Annotated in this window: 9 protein-coding genes; all 9 read right to left on the bottom strand. The window is 56.0% G+C overall.

Annotated features, from left to right (window positions below):
- Positions 1-101: 101 nt before the first annotated feature.
- Positions 102-1,439 (bottom strand): sulfotransferase family protein, encoded by a 1,338-nt coding sequence (locus G559_RS0102615; RefSeq protein ID WP_028626753.1) that lies wholly within the window; start codon positions 1,437-1,439, stop codon positions 102-104.
- A gap of 6 nt (positions 1,440-1,445) precedes the next feature.
- Positions 1,446-3,971: a glycosyltransferase family 4 protein gene (locus G559_RS29535; protein WP_051246373.1), complete on the bottom strand. Its 2,526-nt coding sequence runs from the start codon at positions 3,969-3,971 to the stop codon at positions 1,446-1,448.
- A gap of 30 nt (positions 3,972-4,001) precedes the next feature.
- Positions 4,002-6,032, bottom strand: coding sequence for an FkbM family methyltransferase (locus tag G559_RS29530; RefSeq protein ID WP_051246369.1), 2,031 nt, complete (start codon positions 6,030-6,032; stop codon positions 4,002-4,004).
- Positions 6,029-6,703: an ABC transporter ATP-binding protein gene (locus G559_RS28395; protein ID WP_051246367.1), complete on the bottom strand. Its 675-nt coding sequence runs from the start codon at positions 6,701-6,703 to the stop codon at positions 6,029-6,031. The genes G559_RS29530 and G559_RS28395 overlap by 4 nt, the downstream gene beginning before the upstream one ends.
- A 2-nt stretch (positions 6,704-6,705) precedes the next feature.
- Complete coding sequence (locus G559_RS0102595) at positions 6,706-7,428, bottom strand: ABC transporter permease (RefSeq protein ID WP_051246364.1); 723 nt, start codon at positions 7,426-7,428, stop codon at positions 6,706-6,708.
- A gap of 92 nt (positions 7,429-7,520) precedes the next feature.
- Positions 7,521-8,957 (bottom strand): mannose-1-phosphate guanylyltransferase/mannose-6-phosphate isomerase, encoded by a 1,437-nt coding sequence (locus tag G559_RS0102590; protein WP_028626750.1) that lies wholly within the window; start codon positions 8,955-8,957, stop codon positions 7,521-7,523.
- Positions 8,958-9,717: 760 nt separating this feature from the next.
- The gene (locus tag G559_RS0102585; RefSeq protein ID WP_028626749.1) at positions 9,718-10,329 is read right to left on the bottom strand and encodes a sulfotransferase family 2 domain-containing protein; all 612 of its coding nucleotides are present in this window, start codon (positions 10,327-10,329) and stop codon (positions 9,718-9,720) included.
- Positions 10,330-10,527: 198 nt separating this feature from the next.
- Positions 10,528-12,033 (bottom strand): IS66 family transposase, encoded by a 1,506-nt coding sequence (gene tnpC, locus G559_RS0102580; RefSeq protein ID WP_028626748.1) that lies wholly within the window; start codon positions 12,031-12,033, stop codon positions 10,528-10,530.
- A 19-nt stretch (positions 12,034-12,052) separates the two neighbouring features.
- Positions 12,053-12,211 (bottom strand): hypothetical protein, encoded by a 159-nt coding sequence (locus tag G559_RS30850; protein WP_276325054.1) that lies wholly within the window; start codon positions 12,209-12,211, stop codon positions 12,053-12,055.
- Between the last annotated feature and the right edge of the window lie 7 nt (positions 12,212-12,218).

Genomic DNA, 12,218 nt, shown 5'->3' with positions numbered 1-12,218 from the left:
CTTTGCTCGCTTCGAGAGATGAGCATTTTAACAATTGGTGAGGTTCTGATGGGGCAGTCTCTGGGTGTGTGCGCGTGAGACGTAGTTGCCCGGCTTGTATTTCATTCGTAGCCAAAGGTCTTCAGTTCTTTCGACAGCTTCTCGTTGCAATACTCAAGAAGCTCTTTAGGCATTTCGTTCTTCCAGCGTGCAATAGACTTTTCGGGGTTTTCCGATGTCTTGTGGTGAGTGCTTCCAGAGGAGTTGAAGATCTTCTCTTTTATCTTGTGTATCAATGACGTGGAGCTATCGATCTCCAGGTATTCAAATATTCTCTTCATTTGAGCTTCGGGCTCAAGGATGAGGTCCTCGTAACGAACATGGATCGCAGAATATTTTCTGTCCTCCCAGGCCTCGACAACTCTTCTCGCTCCGGTGCTGAATATCCGGTGGACCCAGTCGAACTCATCAGAAGCGCGCTCTCTTCCAAATGCCTGGCTGTTTCGCTTCTCATTGAAAGACTGTGCTGAGCAGATCATGTCCCGGAAGTCCCGGGTTAGAATTATTTCTTTCGGCTTGGTGAACACATCGTTGAACATTGGCTGCAAATGAGTCGGCAGGAATTTTTCAGCGAAATAAACTGCATCGGGCCGCTTTTCGCTGGCAGCAATCAGGTCGTAGAATTCTTCTATGCGCGATACGGAGAACTTAACTAGTTCTCGAGGAAGTTTTTTGTTGTAGTAGTCATAGAAACGATCTGGCTCTTTGAATTGGCGCATGGACTCCTGGTGGGTGTAGGGGTTGTGGCCAATCAAGCCAAGGTTGCTTTCGAATTTATCTGGATGCGATGAATTATCAAAGTCGGCTGGGTCGTTGAGGACCTTTAGAAGATGCATCCAATAGGCCGACTGTTTTACCTCGTAAGGGTAAAAGTTTGAGGTAAGTATCTTGTTGTGCTCGCCAAGTATCTGCATGACAAGCGTTGTACCGCTCCGTCCTATCGCTGTAAGCATAAGCGGCTGGTATTTGCTCTCTGTCAAGAGACTATTGTTCTTCTTTCCGCGAATCGTGGCGACGTTCTTCTTTACTCGACTTTGATCGCGTGGGTCGTAAATGTTCAGGACGATATCAAGTCTGGTGCTGTTATGCAGGCCGAGCGTCCCGATGAATCCGTGGAATCCGAATTTGTTTCCTGCCCCTGGAGCTTTCTTTAGATAGTCGGCCACATCTGGCCTTGGAACTTGAATCGGCACACGCTTGAGAAGCGTTTCCCCATTCATGATTTCAATGGATGGTACAACGTAGGGGGATCGCCCGGATGCCCATCCTGCAATTGGGAGGCTATGGCCGTTGTACTGCGCGTTCGCGGTCGGCGCATCCAGACTGAAACCTTCCACTTCTTCTGGAAGACTCAGAAGCTCAATGGTGGCAACGTTAAAAGACAGGGGCTCAGAAATCATCTTCACTCAGCTCGCAATGAAATTAATATCAGCTGCTCGCGCGCTGATTAGCTTGGCAGTGTTGCTAGGGCTGAAATTCTTGCGAATGGTTTCGCTTGCAGCTTGACCCAGCTGGACGGAGAGCTCTTTGTCACTGACGATGTGGAACATTTTTTCTGCTGCGTCATTGATATCCGGCTCTGCCCAAACCTGGCCTTTCTGATAGGGGCCAATATCCCTTTCGAGCTCTACCAAGGAGTAATGCACTGGCAGCGAGTTCTCTTCGTTCATGAAGTCGACGTTTCCGGACCAGTACGTGGCAATCACGGGCTTGCCCAGATACATCGCCTCCGCGATGGGCAGTCCGAAGCCTTCTGCGCGGTGCAGGCTTACATAGCAATCGCAGGCGTTAACCAGGTTGTTAAGGGTGTTTCGGTCCAGGTAGCCATCGATAAGCTGTATGCGCGGGTCCTGCTCCATGGCTGCGTAGACTTCCGCCGCCAGTTCCGGCTGACGGTCGAGGTTGGACAGCTTGATGACCAGCTTCACGTTCAGGTCCGGTTTGTCACCGAATGCCAGTTGGAAAGCTCTGATCACGCCAAAGGGATTCTTGCGTTCCGGCATGCTGAGCGTGTCGGACATGTGCAGGAAAATGAAGGCGTCCTCGTCGAGGTGCAGTTCGCTACGCGTCAGCGGTTTCTCGATGTTCACTTCGATAGCCGGCGGAATGAGCGTCACGGGCTTGTGAGTGAACTGGGAAATCGCAGCGCGGTTGTATTCGGTCGACACCCAGATTTCATCCACCTGGTCGTAGGCGAAATGCAGGAAGTCTGGAAACACCGGCATTTCCCAGTACCAGTAGCCAACGGTGTAACGATCACGGAACAGCTCGTCGCCCAGATGGTCCCGAGCAATCTTGCTCTGGTCCGCATTCACGTGAACCAAGTTGATCGGGTACCGCACTTGATCACCATTGCCGTGCACCGCTTCGCCCATGCGGGAAATGTTCCCCAGGCGATAGTCGACCAATGAAAATGGCAGGCCGGACTGTCGCAGGGCACGCAGCGAGGCGCGTGCTGCTTCGCCGACTCCGCTTTCAGCATGGAGATAGCCGATGAGGTTAACCCCAGTCTCGCTGCTGCGTTCAGGCGCCGGCAGCAATTCCGGGCGGGGGTAAGCACGCCTTAGCGCCCAGCCTGCATAGGGGGCCAGGGCAATACGCATTTTCAGCGGGATACGACGACGCTGCTGCCATGCAATGCGGCACAGTTTGCTCATCACGGTATCGCTGATTGCCTGGGGTTGCGCCGCAATTGTCGCGCGCGCGCGTTCAAGTTGCTCGCGAACCGGCGCCAGGTAAAGTTCACTGAAGCCCGCTTCACGGGGGGCCGCATCGAGGAACCACTCGGCGAACCGGATGCTGTCGACACTCTCCACCGCGGGGAAGGCGTCACGGAGGTCGGCACGCGACTCCCATAGCGCCAGCGCCAGTGCAGTCAAGCTGATACCGCCCTTCTTGGAGTGCACAAGGCGATTGAGTACCGCATGGATGTGGGGGCACTGTTTCTGGTCGAAGAAATCAATCCCTGCCAGTGCGTCGCTGGTGCGAATCAGGCGTCGGGCGGCGTCGGGCACCTTGGTACCATCCGCGAAATTGCTGAACGCGTAGGGAAGGCTCTTGAAGCGTTCGATTCCATTGCGCGTCAGGGCATCTTCATAAAGGGAACACAGCTCCCTCAGCGGAGTCCCGCGTGGTCCCTTGTCGAAGCGACTCTGGTGTTTGCTGAGCGTCGTCGCCTCGATGGAGAAGCCGGAGAAGTGGAAGAAGGTGAGCGGCTTGCCATCAACGTCGAAGCCACCATCGGCACGTTGCCCCAGGCGGCGGTGATTCAGGTTCCAGTACGCGATGTTCCAGCTCGGGTCGCGGTTGATATAGACGCCTGCGAACATCGACGGAACCAGGTCCATCCACTTCTGGTCGACGAACAGGTTGCGCGGAAGGTCTACGACGCATTCCTTGTAGAGCTTGGCCTGCCACCATTTGACCAGCTTGCGCGTTTCTTCGCAGGTGCTCAGCGCGATGTAGCCAAGGTTGTACGATCCCGCTTGGAGAATGCTGAGCTCGGTTGGCCACTTGCCGTCGTCCAGCAGGTTGGTGAGGTGCGGGGTCAGCAAGACATTGTGTTCGTCCAGCAGCCCAAGCATCGAGTCAAGGCTGTTGAAGATGCGAATGTCAGGGTCGAAATAGATGACCTTCTTGTAGCCGCGATTCATCAGCAGCTCGACCACGTAGGGCTTGATGGCCGTGTTCAGTTCCAGAATTGAATACTGATAGGTGAATGTGCCCAGTTCAGGAATGTCGAGCTCATTGATTTCGACGATTTCAGCTGCAGGGCAATAAGTCTCCGGTGTCTTCCGGTCACAAAGGCCCAGTACAAGGTCAGCTTGGGGACAATGTTCCTGCAGGCTCTCGAAGAGGGTATTTGCATAGTGCAGGTAGTTGTTCGAGACGATTGTGAAAATACAAACGTCGCTGTTCAGATTCTGGGTCATACGATGCTCGTTCAGATTATTGGCAGATGCTTATTGGTCTTTTGATTGTGTTTGTTTGGAGAGCCGGTCGTGCAGCTCTCCCAATTCCCGGATCTTTTCATCGAATTCTTCCTTGAGGACTTGATAGGCCTTGGCGGCGTCGGCCAGCGCGTCGTCTTTGCGCTGAAGCTGGGCCGCGAGGGACTCACAGTACAAAGTGGCCTCGCTCAGTGCCTGGTCACTTTCCTTCTGACGGTCATAAGATACCTGGAGCTGCGCTTGGGCGTTGGCCAGTGTCTGATGCAGTTCAGCGCAGGCGCCTACCGACTCTTGCACAGCCGACTCCTTTTGAGAGAGGAGATGCTGCGTCCGAGCCAGCTCCGATAGCTTCTCTTCGAACTGGGTCTTCAGCGCTTCATAGGCCGTGCTCGCCTCTTCCAGGCTGCGGGTGCTTGATTGGAATAGCTCGGAGGCATGCAGGGCACCGGTTTGCGCGTCATCAAATGCTGCCTTCAGCACTTCGTATGCCACGCCAGCTGCCTGTATGGCGCTTTCCTTTTCTTGGAGGATTGCTTCGAGTGTCGCGAGTTCGCTCAGCTTGTGCTCGAACTCGGTGCGCAGGCTGGTGTACGCGTCTGCGGCTTGCTCGTAGCTCGCTTTGGTTGCGCCCAGAAGCTCGCCGATATTGCGGATTTCCTGCTGAGAGCGACTGAATTCCGCCTGCAAGGCCTCATAGGCCCGAGTCGCATCCTGGAGGGCGGCGTCTTTGTCCTCGAACAACGAATGCGTCGCCTGCAAGACGTGGTGCTGCTGGCTCAGTTCGTCCTGCAGGGCCTGGAACGCAGTTGTCGCGTGCTGAAGCGCGGCGTCCTTGTCGTGGAGATGCCCCTGCAACAGCCGCAGCTCGGCTTCCTTGGCCTGGAACTCTATGTGCAGGGCCTCGTAGGCAGAGGATGCCTCGACGAGTGCGGTTTCCTTCTGCTGGACGAAATCCGTCAGTTGCCTGACTTCCTGGAATGACGCTTCAAGCGAGGCTTGTAGCTCGAGGTGTTTTTCCTGGAGCGCTTTGTAGGTCTCGCTCGCGTTGGCCAGCGCGCTCTCCTTGGCGCGAAGGAATTCCAGGGCGTCCAGGAGATCCTTCTCCTTCGTGCCAAAGGCCGCCTGCAGGGACTCGTATGCCCGTTGGGCCTTGGCAATTTCCGCCTGGTGACCTGAAACAGCTTTGTTAGCCAGCTCAAGTTGCTGGTGCAGGTTCTGATCTTCGGACTGCAAGTCAGCGTATGCGTTGCCAGCGTCGTCCAGGGCCTCGTCTTTACGGCTCAGTTGCGCAAGGCTCATCAAGAGCTGCTTCTTCAGCTCCTGGTTTTCGATGGCGAGGCTCTCGTTTGCCTGCTCTACCAGTACTTGGGGTAATACCTTGAACTGATCAAAGACATTTGGCGGGGTGCTGAAAGTAGCCTTGTCCAGCGGATATCCCTTGCGGGAATAGAAGCGGTTCAGCCCATCGAAGTAGAAAAACTCGTAGTACTCCAGAATCAGGGCTTCCCACTGGTCGTAGCAAAGCTCCTGGGAGTTCGGGGTTGTGGCTTCAATGACCAGGATAGATGGAGCGACCTTGGAAAAGTCGGCACCAGACAGTACATCCTTTTCGAAACCCTCAACGTCGATCTTCAAGAAGTCGACCTGTCGATCGCCTACGTGCTGGGACCAGATCTGATCCAGGGTGACCAACTCGACCGTCAGCTCCTCGTCGATGTTCAGGTCCCTGCGGTAGTTTTCCGCGATAGATTGGCTCAGCGTGGAGGTACCCACATCGCGTGTGATGAAGAGGGTTTCGCTTCCCTCTCGGGCGCCAACACACATTCGGAGATTCGTATCCCGTTCGCGCATCGCCTCAAGTTCAGAGAAAAGCTTTGGCTGCGGCTCGACATTGATGCCACTCCAGCCTTTCAGATAGAAGTGATAGGTAACGGAGTCATAGACCGGGTGGCACGCCCCTACATCGACGTAGAAGCCAGATTCCTTATCCTTGAATATGCGCTCTAGGATGACGTCTTCGAAGTTTTGGGCGTAGCTGATCATGCGGAAGATACGGCCTTTTCTGGTGCGGGAAGGCAGATCATGCCCTTCTCGAATGTAAGGACTGAGTCGGTCCACTTCTTGAGTTTTATCGGCGAGTGGGAGACCAGGACCATGGCGCAACCCTGGTTGACGGCATGCATCACGGCTTTTTCAGACTTTTCCTGGAAGTCCTGGTCCCCCACCGAGAGGACTTCATCGATCAACAGGAGATCGGCTTCCATTGCCAGGGCGACCGCGAAGCCAAGGCGGGCGCGCATGCCTGACGAATAGGTTCCAAGCACATCATTCATCTGATCGCCGAGTTCACAGAACTCATGTATGCCTTTCAGACGCAGCCTGACTTCCTTGGGGCTCATGCCCATCAGCACGCCGCTCAGCAAGGCGTTGTCCCAGCCGTTCAGGCGAGGATCGAAGCCGGCCTGCAGAGACAGGAGTGAAACGCGAGCGCCATGATTGGTTACGCGTCCACGGTCAGGCGCGTAGATGCCCGCCATGAGTCTTAGCAGTGTCGATTTGCCCGCGCCGTTGTGTCCCATGATCCCGAGGCGTTGCCCTTGGTGAACCTTCAGGCTGACGCCATTTATGACGGGGTGATAGTCACTGCGAAGAAGCGACTTGCGCAGGCGATAGGCCAGATGCACGTCGTGCATTTCCAACAGCAGGCGAGTCATGCTCACTCCTGAATGATTCGGGCGTATTGCCGGTTGAACCGGCCAAACAGCGCAATAACAAGAATGTTAAAGAGCAAGAGCGCTGCCAGGAGGTTTGCGAGCATGTGCCAGTCGGGCTGTTGTTGCCTGATCAGAATGTCCCGGTAGGCTTCCAGCAAGAGGTACGCGGGGTTGAGGTTCAGTACCCAGTGAAAGCTCTCCGGCACCAGGTCACTGGAGAAGAAGACACCTGATAGAAACATCGCAAGTTGCAGGCAGGCAGGAACTATCACGCGTAGATCCGGGATGAAGGGCATCAACGCTGCAACCAGACCCGCGCACGGGAGTGTCAGGAGAATCTGCAGCAGGAAAATGACCGGATAGATGAGCCAATACGTCGTTGGCAGATATCCCATGATGCTGAGTATCAGCAGCAGGATCACGACAACGATGATCTGCTTGATCAGGTCCCGGAAAATTTCGGCGAGCGGGAAGATTCCCGTATGAAGGGGCAGTTGAAGGATCAGGCCCCGCCCCACCAGGATCGATTGGCTGGCGTTCATGATGCTCTTGGAGAACCAGAGCCAATGCACGATACCAATCAGGAGAAACGCGACGTAATCATCGCCACCATGTTTGAGAAGCACGCCGAAGGCGAGGTAATACACAGCCAGGTGCATCGCCGGTTCGATAATCCACCAGAGATAGCCGAGCCGTGTGCCCCGGGATTCTGATTTCAACCCCATTACTGCTCGTAGCCAAGAAACCTGGAGAACTCGAGAAATAGCTTCTGAGCGAGTTGTTTTCCTATGCATGGACTGCTCGACTGCGGGAAATTTCAAGCGCGACCGTAGTGGTCTTCGAAGCGAACGATGTCGTCTTCTCCCACGTAGTCGCCGGATTGCACTTCAATGATCACCAGATCAATGACCCCGGGATTCTCCAGGCGATGCTTGTGGCCTGCAGGAATAAAGGTCGACTCATTGCTGTTCAGCATCAGCATCTGTTCGCCATTCGTCACCTTTGCCATGCCGGTCACGACAACCCAATGCTCGCTGCGGTGGTGGTGCATCTGAAGGGACAGCGAGGCTCCCGGTTTGACGACAATACGCTTGATCTTGAAGCGCTCACCCTCTTCGAGGGTGGTGTAGTTGCCCCAGGGCCTGGAAACCGTGCGGTGGGTCGAGTGCGCATCGTGGTTCCGGCTCTTCAGCTGGCCAACGATATGCTTGACGTCCTGGGCATTGTCCTTGTGGGCCACCAGCAGGGCATCGGGGGTATTGACGACGATCAGGTCTTCGACGCCGACCAGGGCGGTCAGTCGATCCTGGCTATGGATGAAGTTGTTCTTCGCGCCATGGTGAAGGACTTCGCCATTGCAGCGGTTGCCGCTTTCGTCCGCCTGGGTGAGTTCGCTGAAAGCGTTCCAGGAGCCAATGTCGCTCCAGCCGATGTCGCAGGGAACGGTGGCTACCTTGGCCGAGCGCTCCATCAATGCATAGTCGATGGAGATGTCCGGCACCGTGTTGAACTGGTCGGGATCGATGTTGGTGCAGTGCTGGCCCTTGCCATCGGACAGGACGTTACCGGTCAGGCTGGCCGACACGCTCTGCATTACGTCGGGGGCGTGCTGTTGCAGTTCATCGAGCAGGGTGCCCAGCCGGAAGCAGAACATGCCCGAGTTCCAGAGATAGTTGCCCGATTCCAGGTAGCCCTGCGCAGTGGCAAGGTCGGGCTTTTCCACGAACCGGTTGACCTTGAACCCGGAGGCAAGCTTCGCTGATGGATCAAGTTCGATGTAGCCGAATCCGGTCTCCGGATATTCCGGCTTGATGCCGAAAGTTACCAGCCAGCCGTGGGCGGCTAGCTTGGCGGCATTCGCCACGGCAGTCGCGAACTGATCATCCTGGCGTATCAGGTGGTCAGCAGGAAGCACCAGGAGGATGGTGTCCGGCTCTTCACGGGTAGCGAGGTCAAGTGCTGCGGCTGCAATGGCGGCGGCAGTGTTGCGACCGAAGGGTTCCAGGACGAAGCTGGCGCGGCAGTTCGGGAACCCCGCCTGACGGTACTCGTCGTCGGTTTTGAAGAACAGCTCGCGGTTGGTCACCGTCAGGATTTCGCCTACGCCATCCAGCTTGGCCGCGCGCTGGAAGGTCTTCTGAATCAGATTCCCGCCCTCAGGCAAGGGCATGAAGGGTTTCGGGTGGCAGGTACGGGAGATCGGCCAAAGACGACTGCCGGCGCCGCCACAGATGATTACGGGAATGAGCTTCATGGGTAGTCCGTTACAGCCAGTGAGAAGGCGGAGTGAGGCGTTGCATGACTGGCAGCATGAAGCGTGCCGTTTCCGGAAGGCTCGTGGGGATGTTATGCAAGTCAACGATCTCCTGGGAGTGAGATTCTTAGAGTCATTGAAGACCTTGAGTTTCCGACATAGAGGTACCGGGAGCCTTCAAAGCCTCGTTTTGTGAACTGTGTCAGGAATTGCAAATCGATGTGTAGGATACGGCAAGGGGCCAATGGGTCACACGTCATGCGTCGGTAAACGTGAACCATGGTGGTGCGTCCAACTGCTGGGCGGCGCCGTTGACAGGCTGGCGGGCGAAGAGGCGGGTAGCGTTTTTCTGATGCTTTGGATTGAGCTTCACTGCTCAATGCGAGTGGGCACGATGCCACGGAGCATTTCCTTTGCTGCATTTTCTTGCTCGAAGGGCTGGTAGCTCCCCGCTTTGCAAGCTTTTTTGTCCCTTTTGGTGCTAGTCAAAGGAGCCGCAATTGCGCCCGCTCTGACAGACCAACTTCATCTGAACTGCGGATTTTACTTACAGCGCCACAGATTTTTCCAGTCGAAACGTGCAGCCCAGGCAGATTGCGGCGTCGGGATTTCAACGGTCGTGAGGCGGGGGCGCTGGATGGTTTGATCGGTGGATGGAAACGAGCGTGCGGACACTCAGAAGCCAGTGCCTTCGCGTTCGGTCACGCCGCTGCTGCGTAGCCGTATCGTTCATTCTGTTCGGTGGATGCCGCGCGTGTAATTAAAGTTGGTACCCATGCAGGTCTATTTCTCGGGAAAATTCATTCTGTATATGGTTGAGTTGCTCCTTGTTGAAGAATTCTGTGTAATGCCGCCTGTCATCCCTAAACTCTGACTTTGCGTAAATTCCTAGATTGCCATTGAAAGGTATTTCCAATCGGTCAAATACTTCGTGCAACCCGCCTTTCAGTTCTTCATACCTGATGATTTTATCGACCATGATGTTCTTGTGATTAGTCGGCTCTGTGTATTTATCCACGTCGGAGCACGAATACTTTGATTCGAAAAACTGCTCTAGGGAAAGCTCGCCTGAATATCTGAATTTATTTATGAAATGATAGAAGGATGCCATCTTGTCCCACGGATTACGCTCTACGCAAAATTTGAAGTAGCTATCCCAGATGTCCTGGCCAAGAGCATCGCGCACCTTATGAGCAGGTATGTGGTTGAAGAATCCTTCGTGATTGCGTGGCAAGTGCGGTGACACGTGAGGCTTGATGGGAGTGAATATATCAGCGTCACCGCAAAGCGGCGATAGATAGGCCTCTATGCTAGTTCCTGCTGTCTTTCTTGTCTTGATGAAAATGAACTTGTGCTTGTGAGAGATAATCATTCTGTGACCTGGGCTAGTGCTTGGTGGCGATGTGATATTTTTGGGGGTGAACATAACAGGCCCTGAATCTCTAGCTCAATCGATATTCGTCGCTCGCTCGGATTAGTGTTACGGTTGGGATGAATTAGCCTGACCTTTCCAGCCTAATGGTTCGTATCCGCTCCATAAACCCCGTCTTCCTTTGACGAGTTGCCGTGATCAGGATGCGTTTGTCGGTGGGCAGTTCCACGGCAGCAGGGCTTCGAAGTCTTCGATGCTATTGGCCAGCGGCACGCGTTCGAGGATGTAGCGCAGCCAGGCATAGGGCTCCTGCCCGTTGGCTTTCGCGGTTTCGATCAGGCTGTAAATCTGCGCGCTGGCCGTGGCGCCCTTGGGTGTGTCGCTGAATAGCCAATTCTTGCGGCCGATCACGAAGGGGCGAATGGCGTTCTCGGCACGGTTGTTGTCGATGGGCAGATGCCCGCCTTCGACATAGCGCACGAGCCGGTTCCAGTTGCTGGCCAGGTAGTTCACCGCTTTGCCCAGGGCGTTCTGGACGGCGACCTGCGGCTGAGTCTTGTCCAGCCAGGCTTTGAGCTGCTCCAGGACCAGCAGGCTGCGCTGCTGTCGTACGGCATGGCGTTCCAGGTCGCCGCTGTCCTTGTGATCGCGCTCGATGCCGTAGAGCTTGTTGATCAGGTTCAAGGCTATGTCGGCGCGTCCGATCTTGCCCTTGGGCTGCACCTTCTGCGCGTCGATGAACTTGCGTCGGGCGTGGGCCCAGCAGGCCAAGCGCTCGATCCCCTCTTGCGCGGCCACGGTGTTGTAGCCGGCGTAGTCATCGGTCATCAGGTAGCCGCGATAGCCTTCGAGCAGGCGCAACGGCACGTCCTGCGCACGGCTGGTGCTGTAGTCGAACAGGACGACGGGTTTCTCCGGCGGGCCGCCGCTCTGCACCCACATCCAGGACTGCGCCGAGGGATCTCGCCCGGGTTCATGCAATACCTGCAGCCGGGTTTCGTCGCAGTGCAACACCGGGTAGCCCAGCAACTGGTCGCGCATGATGTTGAGCAGGGGCTGCAACTGTTCGCCGGACTGGATCACCCAGCGCGCCAGCGTCTGGCGGGGGATGTCGATACCATGGCGACTGAGCATCTTCTCGAAACGATACAGCGGGATGCCATCGGCGTACTTGGTGGTCAGCAGCATGGCCAGCACGCTGGGGCTGGCCAGGCTTTTCTCGATCAGTTGGGCTGGCTTGTCGGCCGTGACCGGGGCGCTTTCGCAGGCCTTGCAGGCGTAGGTCTTGCGGATATGGCGGATCACCCGTACCTGCATCGGGATGATCTCCAATTGCTCGCTGGTCTCTTCGCCGATGGCCTGCTTGCAGGCGCCGCAGGCACAGGTGCGCTCGTGCTCAGGTAGTTCGTGGACGATTTCCACGCGCGGCAGCTCGGCTGGAAGAGGCTTGCGCTTGCCACGTCGTTTCACGGGGGCGACAACTTCTTCGACCTCGGTCTCAATCGATCCGCCAGCAGGCTCTTCGAGCAGCTCTTCAGCCTCGTTGAACATGGCCAGTTGCGGGGAGTCGGCATCCTCGGGGCTGCGCTCGGACTTTGGCGAGAACAGTTTGTGGCGCAGCAGAGCGACCTGCTCCTGCAATTGCAGAACCAGGGCCTTGAGTAGGACGGGATCGTCGGGAAGGTTGTCGGCGCCAGATTTCATGGCGCCGGATTATACCGGCTCAGCTCACAAAACGCGGGGTCAGCACCTTGTGTGGCTGGTTCCCCCAGAGGTCGAAACCGGCCAGCAGCTGATTCAGTTCCCGCACCGTCAACACGATGGGCTCATCAGCATTGGGCTTGGTCTTGAAGCGCTCAGCCTGCAGGCGCTTGAACCACAGGCAGAAG

The sequence above is a fragment of the Metapseudomonas resinovorans DSM 21078 genome (assembly GCF_000423545.1).
Lineage (GTDB): Bacteria > Pseudomonadota > Gammaproteobacteria > Pseudomonadales > Pseudomonadaceae > Metapseudomonas > Metapseudomonas resinovorans.
The sequence above is the reverse complement of the archived record's forward strand: the minus strand, read 5'-3'. Positions and strand labels throughout refer to the sequence as shown.

Bases quoted from the DNA above. Each gene is read 5' to 3' on its own strand.
- G559_RS0102590 (WP_028626750.1), bottom strand. From the start codon at position 8,957: ATGAAGCTCATTCCCGTAATCATCTGTGGCGGCGCCGGCAGTCGTCTT.
- G559_RS0102615 (WP_028626753.1), bottom strand. From the start codon at position 1,439: ATGATTTCTGAGCCCCTGTCTTTTAACGTTGCCACCATTGAGCTTCTG.
- G559_RS29535 (WP_051246373.1), bottom strand. From the start codon at position 3,971: ATGACCCAGAATCTGAACAGCGACGTTTGTATTTTCACAATCGTCTCG.
- G559_RS28395 (WP_051246367.1), bottom strand. From the start codon at position 6,703: ATGACTCGCCTGCTGTTGGAAATGCACGACGTGCATCTGGCCTATCGC.
- G559_RS0102585 (WP_028626749.1), bottom strand. From the start codon at position 10,329: ATGATTATCTCTCACAAGCACAAGTTCATTTTCATCAAGACAAGAAAG.
- tnpC (WP_028626748.1), bottom strand. From the start codon at position 12,033: ATGAAATCTGGCGCCGACAACCTTCCCGACGATCCCGTCCTACTCAAG.
- G559_RS29530 (WP_051246369.1), bottom strand. From the start codon at position 6,032: ATGATCAGCTACGCCCAAAACTTCGAAGACGTCATCCTAGAGCGCATA.
- G559_RS0102595 (WP_051246364.1), bottom strand. From the start codon at position 7,428: ATGGGGTTGAAATCAGAATCCCGGGGCACACGGCTCGGCTATCTCTGG.